Source organism: Acinetobacter tjernbergiae DSM 14971 = CIP 107465, from assembly GCF_000374425.1.
Lineage (GTDB): Bacteria > Pseudomonadota > Gammaproteobacteria > Pseudomonadales > Moraxellaceae > Acinetobacter > Acinetobacter tjernbergiae.
In genome coordinates, this window is sequence record NZ_KB894353.1 from 191344 (window position 1) to 207550 (window position 16207).

At 40.0% G+C, this 16207-nt stretch carries 16 protein-coding genes; 11 read left to right on the plus strand and 5 right to left on the minus strand.

What is annotated here, in order from left to right:
* Window positions 1-23: 23 nt before the first annotated feature.
* From C502_RS0100785 to C502_RS19340, 11 genes are all read left to right on the plus strand, one after another.
* Window positions 24-539, plus strand: coding sequence for a hypothetical protein (locus tag C502_RS0100785; RefSeq protein WP_018676956.1), 516 nt, complete (start codon window positions 24-26; stop codon window positions 537-539).
* A 304-nt stretch (window positions 540-843) separates the two neighbouring features.
* On the plus strand, window positions 844-1443 hold the full coding sequence (locus tag C502_RS18585) for a Rha family transcriptional regulator (protein WP_018676957.1): 600 nt from the start codon (window positions 844-846) through the stop codon (window positions 1441-1443).
* Window position 1444: 1 nt separating this feature from the next.
* Window positions 1445-1582: a hypothetical protein gene (locus C502_RS19070; protein ID WP_018676958.1), complete on the plus strand. Its 138-nt coding sequence runs from the start codon at window positions 1445-1447 to the stop codon at window positions 1580-1582.
* A gap of 73 nt (window positions 1583-1655) precedes the next feature.
* On the plus strand, window positions 1656-1817 hold the full coding sequence (locus C502_RS19075) for a hypothetical protein (protein ID WP_018676959.1): 162 nt from the start codon (window positions 1656-1658) through the stop codon (window positions 1815-1817).
* A gap of 17 nt (window positions 1818-1834) precedes the next feature.
* Window positions 1835-3040: a DNA circularization N-terminal domain-containing protein gene (locus tag C502_RS0100805; RefSeq protein WP_018676960.1), complete on the plus strand. Its 1206-nt coding sequence runs from the start codon at window positions 1835-1837 to the stop codon at window positions 3038-3040.
* A complete protein-coding gene (locus tag C502_RS0100810; RefSeq protein WP_018676961.1) occupies window positions 3030-4166 on the plus strand; it encodes a phage baseplate assembly protein in 1137 nt (378 codons plus the stop codon). The genes C502_RS0100805 and C502_RS0100810 overlap by 11 nt, the downstream gene beginning before the upstream one ends.
* A complete protein-coding gene (locus tag C502_RS0100815) occupies window positions 4163-4642 on the plus strand; it encodes a phage baseplate assembly protein domain-containing protein (protein ID WP_018676962.1) in 480 nt (159 codons plus the stop codon). The genes C502_RS0100810 and C502_RS0100815 overlap by 4 nt, the downstream gene beginning before the upstream one ends.
* A 7-nt stretch (window positions 4643-4649) precedes the next feature.
* A complete protein-coding gene (locus tag C502_RS0100820) occupies window positions 4650-5012 on the plus strand; it encodes a phage GP46 family protein (protein WP_018676963.1) in 363 nt (120 codons plus the stop codon).
* Entirely contained in the window at window positions 5012-6055 is a 1044-nt protein-coding gene (locus C502_RS0100825; protein ID WP_018676964.1) for a baseplate J/gp47 family protein, read from the plus strand. The genes C502_RS0100820 and C502_RS0100825 overlap by 1 nt, the downstream gene beginning before the upstream one ends.
* Window positions 6055-6585 carry a DUF2313 domain-containing protein gene (locus C502_RS0100830; protein WP_018676965.1) on the plus strand — a complete coding sequence of 177 codons (531 nt, stop codon included), beginning with the start codon at window positions 6055-6057 and terminating at the stop codon, window positions 6583-6585. Before C502_RS0100825 ends, C502_RS0100830 begins: the two co-directional genes overlap by 1 nt.
* Window positions 6585-7355, plus strand: a complete 771-nt coding sequence (locus tag C502_RS19340; RefSeq protein WP_018676966.1) for a phage tail protein — start codon at window positions 6585-6587, stop codon at window positions 7353-7355. The genes C502_RS0100830 and C502_RS19340 overlap by 1 nt, the downstream gene beginning before the upstream one ends.
* Window positions 7356-7836: 481 nt before the next feature.
* On the opposite strand, the gene sucD is transcribed toward C502_RS19340, so the two are convergent.
* From sucD to C502_RS0100860, 5 genes are all read right to left on the minus strand, one after another.
* Window positions 7837-8727, minus strand: coding sequence for a succinate--CoA ligase subunit alpha (gene sucD, locus C502_RS0100840; RefSeq protein WP_018676967.1), 891 nt, complete (start codon window positions 8725-8727; stop codon window positions 7837-7839).
* Between the two features lie 12 nt (window positions 8728-8739).
* On the minus strand, window positions 8740-9906 hold the full coding sequence (gene sucC, locus C502_RS0100845) for an ADP-forming succinate--CoA ligase subunit beta (RefSeq protein ID WP_018676968.1): 1167 nt from the start codon (window positions 9904-9906) through the stop codon (window positions 8740-8742).
* Window positions 9907-10052: 146 nt separating this feature from the next.
* Window positions 10053-11486 carry a dihydrolipoyl dehydrogenase gene (gene lpdA, locus C502_RS0100850; protein WP_018676969.1) on the minus strand — a complete coding sequence of 478 codons (1434 nt, stop codon included), beginning with the start codon at window positions 11484-11486 and terminating at the stop codon, window positions 10053-10055.
* A 134-nt stretch (window positions 11487-11620) separates the two neighbouring features.
* Window positions 11621-12814, minus strand: a complete 1194-nt coding sequence (gene odhB / locus C502_RS0100855) for a 2-oxoglutarate dehydrogenase complex dihydrolipoyllysine-residue succinyltransferase (RefSeq protein ID WP_018676970.1) — start codon at window positions 12812-12814, stop codon at window positions 11621-11623.
* Entirely contained in the window at window positions 12814-15654 is a 2841-nt protein-coding gene (locus C502_RS0100860; protein WP_023274480.1) for a 2-oxoglutarate dehydrogenase E1 component, read from the minus strand. Before C502_RS0100860 ends, odhB begins: the two co-directional genes overlap by 1 nt.
* Window positions 15655-16207 lie beyond the last annotated feature (553 nt).

Sequence of the window (16207 nt, forward strand, 5' to 3'; positions counted from 1 at the left end):
ATTAATTATATCAAGGAAATGCAATGTCTTTAATGTTCCCAAGAAATGAAGTTGATAAAAAAATTAGTACATTAAATAAACAAGCGACGCAATATTCTCATAATGATTGGGATAATGCCATAAAGTGTTTAGAAGAAGTTTGGTTATTAATGCCTAACGCCATGATGGATTATGGCGCACAATCTCTGGTTCGATTACCTAAATTTTTACAACAAGCTGGGCGCTTTTCTGAAGCCAAAGAACGTTTTAATGAATTAATTAATTCTGTAGATGAATATGCTGAACGGGTTAGCAAAACACATGATTTAAAAGAATTCTATAAGCCAACAGTCAAACATTCTTATTTAGCAGAAGTATATGATGCAATGCGTATAGCTTATAAACGTGAGAAATTAATTGATCAATCCAATCAATTTGAAAAACTATCAAAAGAGCATTATGGTTTGAGTGAAGAGCAAGGTAAAAAATTACAAGAAGCTAGAAAAAAACAACTTGAGGAGCATAAAAATTGGATGAGACAAATGGGGGAGAAGAAATAATCAATCATTTTAGTGCAAAATAAATTATAAAAAATCGCTTGATTTTTATCTAAAGATATTTCATTCTAACGGTACGGCAGCAAAATCTGCCGTCTGAATTGGCGTTCTGTTTTTTCAAACGTGCATAAATCCCGCACTAGCGGTTTTTTTATGTCAAAAATTTAGTACACTGTTATGGTGGGCTAGACAGGAGTAGCTTTTGCTACGCTGATAACGTTTGAGTCAGTACGCCAATCTTGTCTAGTTCATCACCATAATTGGCGTTGTGGTGATGAGTAAGCTACTCATTCAAACGGAGTCAATTATGGCTACTAATCTTGTTCACCTTGAAAACGGTCATGCCGTTACTTCATCACTGCAAATTGCTGAAATTTTTGATAAGCAACACAAAAATATTTTACAATCAATTGAAAATCTTTCTATCCAATTGGATAAGTCTTTTGCATCGCTGAATTTTCAGCTTTGCTATAAAAACAATGACTTGCAAAATGGGAAACCACAAGCCTACTACAATCTAACTCGTGATGCTTTCGTCTTGCTTGCAATGGGCTTTACGGGTTCTAAAGCTTTGCAATTTAAGCTAGCCTACCTTAATGCTTTCAACCAACTCGAATACCACATCATTCATCACCAGTCTACCCTTATTGACTTAAATTCCCGCCTTAAAGACCGCCTAATGGTCGATCATTTACAATACCGCCAGATGTACCGTTATCTATCAAAAGGACTGGATAATGATGAGATTGCACGCTGCATGCAAATTTCAACCCGTCGTGTCCGTAAGATTAAAGAAGAAATGCGTGATCTGGAGTTACTACCAGATCAAGAGGTGTTCGTGCTTGCGCATACAGGTAAAATTGCCCGTACCGTATCCCCTATTCAACTTGGTTTATTGGGGGTATAAAATGCAACCTGAAAAATTTAATGAATTACTCAACTGGGCTTTAGTTGAACTGCAACAAGGACATCCTGAAAATGCGATTATTGCGTTAAGTACTATCCTTGCTTTTACTGAAACCAAGAAGCCAATTGTTTATAGTTAAAGGAAGTAGTTCCATCTAAACAGAAAAATCACACCCTTTTACAATAGCCCTATCATTAAGATGGGGCTTTTTTATGGATTTCCTTGCACCAATTACAGACAAGCTTTTGCAGCGTAAAGTTGAGGAACTAGAGGCTACGCCTAAGAATCGCCCTCAATCTCAACCTATAGCCACTCCTGCTGTGCAAACAGTTAAACGTGATGATCCTATATTCAAAAAGAGACGTTGGTACTAAGTACTAAGGGGTTATTTATGGGCTGGAAAGAAGATTTACAGCAAGCAAGTTTTAGAGGTGTGAAGTTTGATTGTGTATCAACAAACAATAGCATTTCTAAATCTTTGGCTGTACAACAAGCACCCTACTCTAACGATGCAAAAATAGAAGATATGGGGAACGATGCTGAAAAAATCAGCATGCGTATTTTCCTTTCTGGCACTGACTACCTTATTTATTTAGATGCTCTGAAAGCAGCATTCTCCATGGCTGGTGAAGGTGAATTAATTCACCCGATTGACGGTATTAAGAATGTGCATGTTCAAAACTGGAACATTGTGCATGGTACAGAAACCGTAGACGGCTGTGATATTGATGTCGATTTTATTGTTGCTAAAGCTGAGCGCAAAACATTATTTATTCCGCGTACTTTACCGCCTGAGATTGTTTATACGCATGTCATTCTAACGCCTGCGGCAGCATTACAAAGTGAATTAGAACAACTCAAAGACAAAGACCCGAATTTATTTTTTAAAGTCATCAATCGCATTCGTAACGGCTTGCAAACTGCTCGAAGAATCTTGGGAACAGTCCGTACAACTATTGATAATATTTTGTCACCTCCCGACTGGGCGGTTGGCTTAGTTGATGATGTTGTCCGTTTAGCGACATTTGAACTTACTGACATTTCAGCAATCAGCAAATGGCAATCAATGATTGATCGAGTCAAACGAGTCAGTAAAATTTTTGAAAAAGATGACGAAATTGATAGTGCTGCTTTTAAACAGCTTTGGCGCTCTGTCAGCGTGGCGTCTTCAGTTGCAGCAGCTCAAGCTATTGTTAAGCAAACACGTACAGATATGTCTCAAAATCGTGATGTAAAAGTCACACCTATTGATTTAGCTATTGTACGTCGGCAAGTGCGTAAAGAGATTAAGCAGGCTATCGCCACTGAACGTGAAATCACTCAAACACAAGCTTTACAGTCAAACATTGATCCAGCATTACAAGTTGCTCATTACAAAACGTTAGCGAGTGACGTGCATGATCAGATTCAAGCATTGATTGAGACACGTCCACCGATTCGAAATACCCCTATTTTATTGCCATGCACTACGCATTGGTTGGCGCATCAACTATATGGCGATATGAATCGTGCTGAAGAAATTAAACGGCTAAATCCAACAATATTTAATTTAGCAACTTTGCAATCAGGCATGGAGTTAATTACTTATGCAAGATAATCAGGGCAAAGTCATTCGTTTATTGTTGAGTGGTTTTGAATGTACGGACTGGGACGAAGTAGTTATAGACAGTCAAATTGATGTGCCCGCTGATGGGTGGTCAATGACTTTATTTAATCCTCCAACTGGTCATTTGCCACAACAAGTAAAAGCAGGCGTGAAAGCCGAAATTTATTACGGAAATGAGTTAGTTTTAACGGGAATTGTAGATCGACTGACTGAAGCTGTCAGCCGATCAGGGCGCGCTTTACAGATTACAGGGCGTGACATGGTTGGTCAGCTCATTGACTGTTCTGTGCCTATTAAAAATTCAAGACAGGTCAATTTATCAACTCTACTAGAACAATTTGTACTTGCTGATCTCAGCTCTATTTTTGAAACAGTGCGAGTACAAGATAATAACTGGCTAAAGAACAAAGTCACAGTAGAACCCAGCGAGTCGCTTTATGATGCAATTTCTAAAGCGGCTCAAGTCACAGGTCAATTCGTTTGGTTCGATCCAAGTGACGGCTTGCAAGTTGGTGATCCATTCAAATTCGCTGATCGAAATATTCAAACACTGAAACTCATGCGCTCAGGTCTTGATAACAATGTCATTAGCATGAGTTATGAAGAAGATGTTTCTAACGTTTTTAATGAAATAAAAATTCTCAGTCAAGACGGAAAAGGCGGTGCTATTTCTGCAACTACGACAGCAAATACCCCCTATTCATTCAAGCGATTTAAGATCGTCACCATGAGCGATATTGAGACACAAGCCGAAGCTCAAGCGGCTATCAATAAAATTCAACATGATAATGATTTAGAAGCTTATACCCTCACCGCTGTTGTCCCTGACTGGACTGTTAATGGTCAAGTTTGGAAAACAGGTGGTCAAATCAATCTACAAACTGATGTACTAATTCGTGCAAATGCAACTTGGGTTGTCATCGGGCGCACGCTTAAATTGTCACGTAACAATGGCAAAACTACTGAATTGAAGCTCAAGCGCAAAGGCGATTGGGCACAGCCACTCATCTATAAAGAACCTGAACAAAAAGCTAAAAAAACAAAGAAAGCTAAAACCAATGCCGATCTTGGATTGGATGAGGACGGTTACGGCACGTATCACGAGGATGCAGAATGAGCAAAATCTCAAGAGCTATTGGTCAAGTTCGGCAAGCATTTTTCGGCATTATTGCGCGTGCTGGCTACAAGGCACAAATTACGGGTAATGATGGCGAAGTGCTGGACGAGATGGAAATTATCCAACAAGTCGGTTTTAACTCATGGATTCCTGAAGGCAGCCGTGTCGTGATTATTCCCCTACTTGGTAAATCGTCCCGATCCATCATTGTTGGTTCTACTGAAGCCCCTGTAATGATCACAGTCTCTGAAGGCGAAACTTGTATTTATGACCAATTCGGGCATCAAGTTCTACTCCATGAAAATGGCATAAAAATGGTTGGCGATGTTGAAATTATTGAAGGCGGTTTAATTGTTGAAAAAGACATTAAATCATTGGCTGAAATCTCAGACAAGAAAAGTTCAATGCAAAATATGCGTGAGATTTATAACAGTCATACCAATGGCAATACCCCTGCCCCAACTCAACAAATGTGAGGGCTTCATGGCGAAAATTGATATAAAAACTCGTGACTATATTGTCGAAAGCCTTGATGAGAATTTTGATGTGGATTTGATTCAAGCAATCATCATGCGGCTCAAAATACAACGACGGAAATATTGGGCTAATCCAAATTTAGGCAGCCGCTTGTACTTGTTGAGACGATCAAAAGATGTGCCACGTAATCGACTGTTAGCGGTTCAGTATGCTGAAGAAGCATTAGAAGATTTAGCCCCAAGTCGCGTAGCTGACATAGAAATTATGGCATCACAGAGCGAACGCAGCCGTTTAGACTTGCATATTGAAATCACTCAATTAACAGGTCAAAAGCAGACTATTCTTTATTTTGTTCCAGTGGGTGGATAATGTTTAATATTCCGAATTTCCAACAAATCAGAAATACAATTCTTCAAGAAATTAGAGGGCAAACAGGTATCACAGCACATGAGGATAGCGATGCTGCAATTCGTGCTGAAGGTACAGCTTCAGTCGTTGACGGTTTATATAGTCACCAGCTATATATTCAAAAGCAGCAATTTATTGCAACGGCTGACGAACCATATTTGTATATTCACGCTCAAGAATTAGGCTTGCCGCGTTTGGGTGGTGTTCAAGCATCGGGCACGGTCACAGCCATTTCTAACGTTGATCTAACGATTAATGCTGGTAGCAAGTTGACTGACGGTAAAAGCCATTACTGGAGCGTAGTTGCTAATGTTTCATTGATAGCGAACACGCCTGCTATTGTGAATGTTATTGCTGATAAAACAGGTGCATCATGGAATTTTAACGGGTCTTTATCATGGGTTAGCCCTGTCGCGGGCTTGAGTGGTAAGGCTACTGATGTAAGCATTGGCGGCGGTTCAGATCAAGAAGAATTAGAGGCATGGCGAGCTAGACTTTTAGAACGTAAGCAGCTCGGTTTATCACGTGACCGTGAAGCTGACTTGATTGGTTTTATGAAAGGTGTGACAGGCGTTCAGCATGTTTATGTTTATCCAAAACGTCGCGGACTTGGTTCGCTTGATGTGGCGATTACGGCTATAGGCAATCCACCAACTTTACCAAACCAAACGCTACTCGATGCGGCTCAAGCCGCATTAGATACTTACGCAGGCTTTTGGGCTGATTGTCGTGTCTATTTACCTACTTTACAGCTAGTAAATATAACGGCTGTTGTCTCAGGCATCGGCATAAATCTCAATCAAGTTGAGCAAGTGATTCGAGATTATTTCGCTGAGCTTGCACCCGCTGATACATATCAAGTCGCTATTTTAACAGCTCGTATCGTGGCTTTGCCGAATGTCACGGATGTAACTTTGACACCATCGTCTAACGTTGTGCCTATCGTGGACTGGATGGATACAAACTGGTTACGGATCGGCACTTTGGCAGTGAGTGCTACATAATGACTTTAGAAGAAACAACAAAAATTTATGCTTCAGTATTGCGTCAGTTGTTGCCTGTGGGTGGTTATGACACGGCGTTAAATACTGTGGTTGCTAAAGATATTTATGCTCATGCTAAAACATTGGCGGAGTGTGACCTTAACGCGAAGCGTTTATTATCAGTGTTGGAAGGCATTCCACCTGAACTTCTAACTGAATATGAGCAAGAATACGGTTTACCGCTTAAATGTCAGACAAATGTCGCTCAAACAGTGCAAGAACGTTTACAAGTGATCAACTGGATTAAAAATACCAAAAATGTTTTTAACCTTGATTACTTAGAGCAGCTTTTAGCGATTTTTAACGTTGATTTTGAGCTAATTACTTATAAACCAATGCAATGTACAGCGCCTTGCAATTCAGCAGTCAATACTGAGCAGCTTAGGTATAAAGTCAAACTCAAGCTACAAAGCCCTGTTTTAGCTGATATTAATTGCATCATTTCAAATTTTTTACCCGCGTTTTTACGCTACGATATTGAGGAAATCTAATGGAACGTATTAATAGCGTTAATGCACGTGCTAATGTGAATGGTGCAGGTAAAAAAGGCTTTCATGATAATGCAGATTTAAGCGGACAAGATGCTACTTACATTAACCCATCATGGTGTAATCATATTCAAGAAGAAATTGCTGGTGTAGTTGAGGTACATGAGCCTCTTGATCCGAATAACAAAAACCAATTAAAGGCTGCTCTATTCGCGTTGTTTGCAACAAATGAGAACGTTCAAGAAGTTGATAGCAGGTTAACGGCTGCAATAACGGCTTTAGCTTCAGCTATTCAACCATTTCTTATAAAGACTGGAACGATGGAGTTATGGACAAATTCAGTTTGTCCAGCGGGGTATCTTGAATGTAATGGGAATATATATCCGATTTCATCCTATCCAAATTTATTTGCTGTGATTGGCAATACCTTTGGCGGTGATGGCGTGACAACCTTTGCTGTACCAAATATGATAGATAACTTCGCACGAGGTTGGGATCATATTCGAGCGTTCGGTAGCTTTCAGAAAGCGACCAGCGTATTTATGGGAGATCCTTCTGTAACTGCTGCTCTTCTTGCAAACTTATATAATACCTCTAACGATAATCCTCAAACACTTATGAGTGGGCTAAATGGTGAAGTAACAACGATTGATCCTACAAATATCGTCGTACTTTCAAGTCCTGCTCAAGCTATTGATCCCGTGCCAGCTATAGACACTACAATGTCAGTACGCCCAAGGAACTTGGCATTAATGTTCATCATTAAAACTTAAGTGTTTTAATGATGAATCAATATAGATTTGCTCAGTTTATTAATAAGTAATTGCTATGGGTGTGAATAAGGAATTAAAACTAGTTGTTTATTTATATTCTAGTGCAAAATAAGATATAAAAATTCAGTGCAAAATTAAAAATGAATTAGTGCAAAATTGGGCGAAAACTTACACATTGGCCAACCAGATAAAGGCGAGCGCCCCATTCCATGTACGAACAATGCTTGCATAGAACTTAAAGACCTAGCTACAGTTATACGGCAAATTGCCATATAACTTTCCAAAAATTAGATATATAACTTCCATTACTTTGTCGCTAGCATTTAAATGTATATTATAAAGTACGAATACAAAATAACCATGTCAAGTATTTTATCATGGATATTTATTCATAAATTAAATGTGAATTTGCTAGATAATATTCCCAATAAAAAAACCCCAATGTCTCCATCGGGGTTTTCTCAGATCAAAATCTAACGTATTACGCTAAACCTTTCTCTTTTAAAACTTGCAACATAGTAGAACCAAGCTCAGCTGGGCTACGAGTATAAGCCATTCCCGCTCTTTCAAATGCAGCGAATTTCTCTTCAGCAGTACCTTGACCACCAGAAATGATCGCACCTGCATGACCCATACGCTTACCTTTAGGCGCAGTTACACCAGCGATGTAACCTACGACAGGCTTAGTCACGTTAGATTTGATAAATTCAGCAGCTTCTTCTTCCGCTGTACCACCGATCTCACCGATCATGATGATTGCATCAGTATCTGGATCGTCTTGGAACAATTGAAGTGCTTCGATTTGGTTCATACCCGGAATTGGGTCACCACCAATACCGATACAAGTCGACTGACCTAAACCAAGCTTCGTTGTTTGAGCAACCGCTTCATAAGTCAATGTACCTGAACGTGAAATAATTCCAATACGACCCGGTTGGTGGATGTGACCTGGCATAATACCAATCTTACATTCACCTGGCGTGATTACGCCTGGGCAGTTAGGGCCAACTAAACGCGTACCATTACCATTGGTTTCTAAGTAGCGTTTTGCTTTTAGCATATCAATCGTTGGAACACCTTCAGTGATCACAACAATTAAGCTAACACCAGAATCAACCGCTTCAATGATTGAATCTAAAACAAATGGAGCTGGTACGTAGATCACAGTTGCATCAGCATGTGTTTCACGAACAGCATCTTTCATCGTGTTGAATACAGGCAGTTCAAGATGAGTTGTGCCACCTTTACCTGGAGTCACACCACCAACAACTTTAGTACCGTAGTCTAAAGCTTGCGCAGAGTGGAAAGTACCGTTTTTACCAGTAAAACCTTGTACCAATACTTTAGTGTCTTTATTAATTAATACGCTCATGATTGATACTCCTTACGCTTTCACTGCAGCTACAACTTTTTCTGCGGCATCAGATAAACCATTCGCAGAAATTAATTTCAAACCAGATTCATCAAGTAACTTCGCACCTAACTCAGCATTGTTTCCTTCTAAGCGAACAACAACAGGCACAGTAACGTTTACTTCTTGAACCGCTGCAATAATTGCTTCAGCAATCATGTCACAACGTACAATACCACCGAAGATATTGATTAAAACACCTTGTACAGACGTATCCGCAAGGATAATTTTGAACGCTTCAATTACACGCTCTTTGGTCGCACCGCCACCAACGTCTAGGAAGTTTGCAGGCTGACCACCATAAAGCTTGATGATGTCCATGGTTGCCATTGCAAGACCTGCACCATTGACCATACAACCGATATTACCTTCTAAAGCAACATAGTTAAGGTCAAATTCAGATGCTTTTAATTCACGCTCGTTCTCTTGAGACTTATCACGTAACGCTGCAACTTCAGGTAAACGGTATAGTGCATTCGAGTCGATCCCTACTTTGGCATCAACACATAAGATTTCGCCATTCTCACGAACAGAAAGTGGGTTAATTTCAAATAAGGCAAAATCATTTTCTACAAAAGCGTCATAAGCAGCCGTCATGATTTTCACAAACTGACCAATTTGTTTATCTTTTAATGCTAATGCAAATGCAACTTCACGGGCTTGGAAAGGTTGCAAACCAACGAGTGGATCAACTTCAACTTTAATAATTTTTTCAGGTGTTTCTTCTGCAACTTTCTCGATTTCTACGCCACCTTCGGTAGAAGCCATGAACGTAATACGACGACTAGAACGATCTACCACTGCACCTAAATACAACTCACGCTCAACGGGATAAACATCTTCAGCAACAATAATACTATTTACTGGCTGACCATTTGCATCTGTTTGATATGTTACAAGACGTGTACCAATAATATTGTTTGCAAATTCGATAACATCTTCTTTAGATTTTGCAACTTTTACACCACCAGCCTTACCACGACCACCAGCATGAACCTGCGCTTTCATTACAGCGAATTTACCACCAAGCTGTTCAAACGCAGCAACCGCTTCATCTGCATTTGTTGCTAAGATACCTTCTTGCACTGGCATCCCATATTTTTTCAATAATGTTTTAGCTTGATATTCATGTAAGTTCATTCAGTTACCTACTATGTTGTTTATAGTGTCATTCATACAGTCTAGAAATATTATTAATTATAGACTGTTATAAGTTATATTAAATGATGGTTCTTATATCAACCATTATTAGTTAAAAAGTGTGGCGAACCACACTTATTTTTTTATTATTTACGTTTACGTTGAATCGCGTGGATGGCACGACCATCAACAGCAAGCGCTGCTTCATGTACAACTTCTGAGAATGTTGGATGACCGAAAGTCATTAATTGTAGATCTTCAATTGAAGATACAAATTCAAGTGCAATCATACCTTGATGTACAATATCAGATGCGCTTGGACCGACGACATGCATACCTAACAAACGATCTGTCTTCGCGTCAGCAACGAATTTAACGAAACCAGCCGTATCTCCAGCAGCCAATGCACGACCATTCACCGCAAATGGGAACTGACCTGCTTTAACTTCATGACCTTTTTCAACTGCTTGTTCTTCAGTTAAACCCACCCAAGCTGCTTCTGGATGCGTGTAAATAACACTAATAATGGTGTCATAGTTCACTTGAGCAGCATGACCGTGAATACGCTCAACCGCCATTACACCCTCTTCCATTGCTTTATGCGCAAGCATTGGACCGCGTACTAAGTCACCAATCGCGTAAACACCTTCTACAGATGTTTGGCATTGATCATTTACATCAACCAAACCACGTTCAGTCAATTTAATGCCAGAATCTTCTGCCAATAAACCTTCTGCATACGCTTTACGGCCTACACAAACGATTAACTTGTCAAAAACTTGTTCTTTGTCTTCACCAGCTTGGTTGTATTTAACCGTCACTTCACGACCATTAATTTCACTACCAGAAACTTTTGCACCGATACGGATTTCTAAACCTTGTTTCTTCAAGATTTTTTGATATTCCTTCGCCAATGCTTTGTCTGCCATTGGTAAGAATGCATCTAATGCTTCAAACACAACAACTTCTGAACCAAGACGACGCCATACCGAACCAAGTTCTAAACCGATAACGCCTGCACCAATCACACCAAGACGTTTAGGAACTTCTGAGAATTTCAATGCGCCAGTCGAATCAACGATTAAGTCTTCATCAACAGGAGCTACTGGAATATTTACAGGTACAGAACCAGTCGCAAGGATGACGTACTTTGGTTCTAAAACCTGTACTTCACCTTCAAACGGTGTGAATTCTACTTTTTTACCTGCAAGTAATTTACCAGTACCTTGTAACCACTCGATACCATTACCTTTCAGTAATTGAGCAACACCACCCGTCAATTGATCTACAACTTTGTCTTTACGTGCCAACAAAGTGTCTAAATCAAATTTAACTTCACCTGTCGTGATACCGTGTTCAGCAAGATCATGAACCGTTGCTTCATAACGGTGAGAAGAGTCAAGCAATGCTTTAGATGGGATACAACCTACGTTTAAACAAGTTCCGCCTAAAGATGGTTTACCATTGTGAATACGTTTTTCGATACAAGCGACTTTGAAACCAAGTTGAGCTGCACGAATCGCCGCTTCATAACCACCTGGACCACCGCCAATAACAACAAGATCAAACTGTTGAGACATTTTTATCTCCATTTTAATCTCCCCTAACCTTTCTTTGAAAAAGATGAGGAATTTCCACAAATCTTAAAATGTATATGACTCGTGAAATCCCCCCTTTTATAAAGGGGGATTTAGGGGGATTCTTAAGTAATAAGTTATAGGTCAAGAATAAGTTTAGCTGGTTCTTCTAACAATTCTTTGATTGTTACCAAGAAACCGACAGCTTCTTTACCATCAATTAAACGATGGTCATAAGAAAGCGCTAAATACATCATTGGCAAGATTTCAACTTGACCATTTACTGCCATAGGGCGCTCTTGGATTTTGTGCATACCCAAAATTGCCGTTTGTGGTGTATTTAAAATCGGTGTAGATAACAATGAACCGAAAGTACCACCATTAGTAATCGTGAACGTACCGCCAGACATTTCTTCAATCGACAATTTACCTTCACGTGCTTTAGCAGCATAAGCCCCAATACCGTTTTCAACTTCAGCGTAGTTCATACGATCCGTATCACGAAGAATTGGCACAACCAAGCCACGATCAGAAGACACTGCTACACCGATGTCATAGAAACCGTGATAAACAATATCATCACCATCAATAGATGCATTTACAGCTGGGTAGCGTTTTAATGCTTCAGTCGCTGCTTTAACGAAGAAAGACATAAAGCCTAAACGAGCACCATGACGTTTTTCGAAAGCATCTTTATATTGCTTACGCATTTCCATGATTGGCTTCATGTTCACTTCGTTAAACGTCGTTAACATTGCAGTTTGTTGTGTCGCAGCCAATAAACGCTCAGCAACACGCTTACGCAAACGTGTCATTGGAACACGTTTCTCAATACGCTCACCAACAGCAACGCTTAATGGTTGAACTGATGCAGCAGCTGGTTTGGTTTGGTGAGTTGCAACATCTTCTTTAGTGATACGACCACCACGACCTGTACCTTGTACGTCAGCAGCATTGATACCAGTTTCAGACAATGCTTTACGAACCGCAGGTGCTTGATTTTGATCAACTGCTTGAGTTAATGCAGCCACTGGCGCAGATGCAACAGGAGCAGCCGCGGCTGGTGCAGCAGCTTCAGGAGCCGCAGAAACAGCACCCGCTTCAAATTGAGCAATCACTTCATCAGAGAGAACCGTATCGCCTTCACCTTTAATGATTGCGACTAAGCTACCATCAGCATGAGCAACCACTTCTAAAACAACTTTATCGGTTTCAATGTCACAGATCACTTCATCACGTGATATAGGCTCACCTACTTTCTTATGCCAAGTTGCAATCGTACCGTCAGCAACTGACTCTGGAAATACTGGTGCTTTAATTTCGGTTGCCATTATTTAGAATCTCCTGATTGTTCAGCTTCAATTGCAAGTGCGTTATTGACGAGCTGAGCTTGTTGTTTTGCATGCAAGTACGGCGAGCCACAAGCAGGTGCGGCTGATGCTTCACGACCAGCATAGCTAATACGAATTTGTTTACCCGTTTTAAGAACGTCTTCATATAAACGAGGAACAAGGAATAACCAAGCACCTTGGTTTTTCGGTTCTTCTTGTGTCCAAACAAGTTCTTGAATGTTTGGATAAGCCGCCATAACTTCAGCTAAGCGTTGTTCTGGGTAAGGATACAATTGTTCGATACGAACGATCGCAATATGGTTTAAACCAAGCTCACGACGTTTTTCGAGTAAATCGTAATAAACCTTACCGCCACAAAGCACTAAGCGAGTTACGTCAGCTTTATTGATTTGATCAATTTCATCGATCACAGTTTGGAATGAACCGTTTGCTAATTCATCTAAAGTTGAGGTCGCAAGTTTATGACGTAATAACGATTTTGGTGACATCACGATCATTGGCTTACGAATCGGACGAACCGCTTGGCGACGTAATGCGTGGAAAATCTGTGCAGGCGTCGTTGGTGTCATCACTTGCATGTTGTCTTCAGCACATAGCTGTAAGAAACGTTCTAAACGAGCAGATGAATGTTCTGGACCCTGACCTTCATAACCGTGTGGTAACAACATAGTGAGACCACAAACACGCTCCCACTTGGTTTCACCCGAAGCGATGAATTGATCAATCACCACTTGCGCACAGTTTGCAAAGTCACCAAATTGCGCTTCCCAAACGATTAAGCTTTTCGGCAAAGTGGTTGAATAGCCATATTCAAATGCAAGCACTGCTTCTTCTGACAATAAAGAATCATAGACCGCAGTACGTGGTTGATTTTCTTTAATGTGGCAAAGTGGAATATAAACAGAACCATCAACTTGGTTGTGCAATTTAGCATGACGATGTGAGAATGTACCACGACCCACGTCTTCACCGGTGATACGGACGAGGAAACCATCATCAAGCAAAGTTGCATAAGCTAAAGTTTCAGCTGCACCCCAGTTAAGTGGCATTTCACCCGTTTGCATTTTAACACGATCGTCGATCACTTTTTGAACTTGACGCTGTAATACAAAACCTTCTGGTAATGTATTCATTGTTTTACCAAGTTCTTTCAAACGTTCGATATCAACAGTCGTATCCCAAATATCGGTATATTCATGACCTAAGTATGGTGTCCAATCCACAAACATTTTTTTGTTTGGTTCACGAACAAGTGCATTCGCAACATGATTACCTGCTTCTAAATCAGAACGGTAATCTTCAACCATTTGATCAGCAGTTGCACGATCAAGAATTTTTTCTTGCACGAGCTGATCTGCATACAAGGTACGCGTTGTCGCTTTTTTGTTAATGACTTGGTACATCAATGGTTGAGTTGCAGATGGTTCATCTGCTTCATTATGACCACGACGACGGTAACAGAATAAATCTAAAATTACGTCTTTACGGAATTCATGACGGAAATCATGTGCAATTTGTGTCGCAAAAATTACAGCTTCAGGATCATCACCATTGACATGGAAAATTGGTGCCTGAATCATTTTTGCAACGTCAGTACAGTACTCTGTAGAACGTGTATCACGTGGGTCAGATGTTGTAAAACCAACTTGGTTATTGACAATTAGATGAACCGTACCACCAACCGTATAGCCACGCGTTTGTGACATTTGGAAAGTTTCCATGTTCACACCTTGACCCGCAAACGCAGCATCACCGTGAACAATCAAAGGAAGTACATCATCCCCACCAATATCTTTACGACGTACTTGACGAGCACGGACTGAACCTTCAACAACAGGTCCTACAATTTCTAGATGAGATGGGTTAAATGCCAATGCCAAATGAACTTCACCACCCGGTGTCATTACATTTGAAGAAAAGCCTTGATGATACTTAACATCACCAGAACCTTTTTTATGGATACTCTTGCCTTCAAACTCGCCAAAAAGATCAGCTGGGTTTTTACCCATGATGTTGACAAGAAGGTTGAGACGACCACGATGTGGCATACCAATCACAACTTCTTTGCAACCAACACTACCAGCGCGCTGAATAATTTCATTCACCATCGGAATAAAAGATTCACCACCTTCTACACCGAAACGCTTTGCACCAACGAATTTATTACCAAGATATTTTTCTAAGCCTTCAGCCGCTGTTAAGCGCTCTAATACGCCTTTTTTCTGATCAGCATTTAAATTAAATTTACCACGCATACCTTCTAAACGCTGTTGAATCCAACGTTTTTCTTTGGTATCAACGATATGCATATATTCTGCACCAATTGAACTGCAGTAAGTTGCTTCCATTGCCTCAATCATTTCAGACAATGTTGCTTCTGCTTTTCCAATCGCCAGATTACCTGTATTAAATACGGTATCTAAATCAGATTTAGTTAAACTATGTGCAGACAAATCAAGATCAGGAACTTCTTCGCGTTTCGCAAGACCTAATGGATCGAGTTTGGCTTTTTGATGACCACGGTTACGATAAGCAGCAATGAGTTGTAAGACACCAATTTGGCGACGCTCATGCTCTGTACTTACAGCGCTTTGTACGACAGGTTGAACTCGGTTTGAATTACGACCTAAGAGGAGGAATTGCTCGCGCACATTACTATGTGGTTGATCACCTTTAGGATATTTATCAAAATATTCACGCCAATCCTCTGACACTGAGGTTGGAGAAGTTAGGTACTGTTCGTAAAGCTCTTCAATATACGCTGCACTATCAGCGGAAAGTTCAGTGTCAAGACGCGATGCGTCAGCAACTTCTTGCATTTTTGGACCCATTTCCTATTGCAAAAAATAATACAGGTTGCCTTTTAAGCAGACCCATGATTCATAGTATCAAATTGGTAATATGACACTACTACTCAAGATCATCCAACCTTGAGACATTATCACTACACATCAGGAGTATTCCCTTTGATGTAATAAATGAGCTATGCACTTTCAATTCAAAGCACATAACTCATTCTTATACTCGATGAAATCGAGCAATTTTTTGCAAACCATTTTAGAAAAATTAATTAAAAAAATTAACTTTTCTAAACTGGCTTTCTGCGAATAGCCGATACAATCGCTTAAAATATTATAATCGTATAACATCAAGAATATGCTTATTTTTTGCTTTTAGTTGTGGCAGAAATCCTAACATGTTCTCGAGCTCGAATTGATTTTTTTGACACATACCATCTATAAAGCAGCTAAATACACATACTAAATTATATTCTAATATACAGCGCTTTTTATGATAGGTGCACCCTTATCGACCAAAGTTAAAGATTCTATACAATTCTTGCACAAACACTATGCAGAGTGCTTAAAAACA

What these genes read in the sequence shown, in the direction of transcription:
- C502_RS0100785 (WP_018676956.1), top strand. Translation starts at nt 24, where the DNA reads ATGTCTTTAATGTTCCCAAGAAATGAAGTTGATAAAAAAATTAGTACA.
- C502_RS18585 (WP_018676957.1), top strand. Translation starts at nt 844, where the DNA reads ATGGCTACTAATCTTGTTCACCTTGAAAACGGTCATGCCGTTACTTCA.
- C502_RS19070 (WP_018676958.1), top strand. Translation starts at nt 1,445, where the DNA reads ATGCAACCTGAAAAATTTAATGAATTACTCAACTGGGCTTTAGTTGAA.
- C502_RS19075 (WP_018676959.1), top strand. Translation starts at nt 1,656, where the DNA reads ATGGATTTCCTTGCACCAATTACAGACAAGCTTTTGCAGCGTAAAGTT.
- C502_RS0100805 (WP_018676960.1), top strand. Translation starts at nt 1,835, where the DNA reads ATGGGCTGGAAAGAAGATTTACAGCAAGCAAGTTTTAGAGGTGTGAAG.
- C502_RS0100810 (WP_018676961.1), top strand. Translation starts at nt 3,030, where the DNA reads ATGCAAGATAATCAGGGCAAAGTCATTCGTTTATTGTTGAGTGGTTTT.
- C502_RS0100815 (WP_018676962.1), top strand. Translation starts at nt 4,163, where the DNA reads ATGAGCAAAATCTCAAGAGCTATTGGTCAAGTTCGGCAAGCATTTTTC.
- C502_RS0100820 (WP_018676963.1), top strand. Translation starts at nt 4,650, where the DNA reads ATGGCGAAAATTGATATAAAAACTCGTGACTATATTGTCGAAAGCCTT.
- C502_RS0100825 (WP_018676964.1), top strand. Translation starts at nt 5,012, where the DNA reads ATGTTTAATATTCCGAATTTCCAACAAATCAGAAATACAATTCTTCAA.
- C502_RS0100830 (WP_018676965.1), top strand. Translation starts at nt 6,055, where the DNA reads ATGACTTTAGAAGAAACAACAAAAATTTATGCTTCAGTATTGCGTCAG.
- C502_RS19340 (WP_018676966.1), top strand. Translation starts at nt 6,585, where the DNA reads ATGGAACGTATTAATAGCGTTAATGCACGTGCTAATGTGAATGGTGCA.
- sucD (WP_018676967.1), bottom strand. Translation starts at nt 8,727, where the DNA reads ATGAGCGTATTAATTAATAAAGACACTAAAGTATTGGTACAAGGTTTT.
- sucC (WP_018676968.1), bottom strand. Translation starts at nt 9,906, where the DNA reads ATGAACTTACATGAATATCAAGCTAAAACATTATTGAAAAAATATGGG.
- lpdA (WP_018676969.1), bottom strand. Translation starts at nt 11,486, where the DNA reads ATGTCTCAACAGTTTGATCTTGTTGTTATTGGCGGTGGTCCAGGTGGT.
- odhB (WP_018676970.1), bottom strand. Translation starts at nt 12,814, where the DNA reads ATGGCAACCGAAATTAAAGCACCAGTATTTCCAGAGTCAGTTGCTGAC.
- C502_RS0100860 (WP_023274480.1), bottom strand. Translation starts at nt 15,654, where the DNA reads ATGCAAGAAGTTGCTGACGCATCGCGTCTTGACACTGAACTTTCCGCT.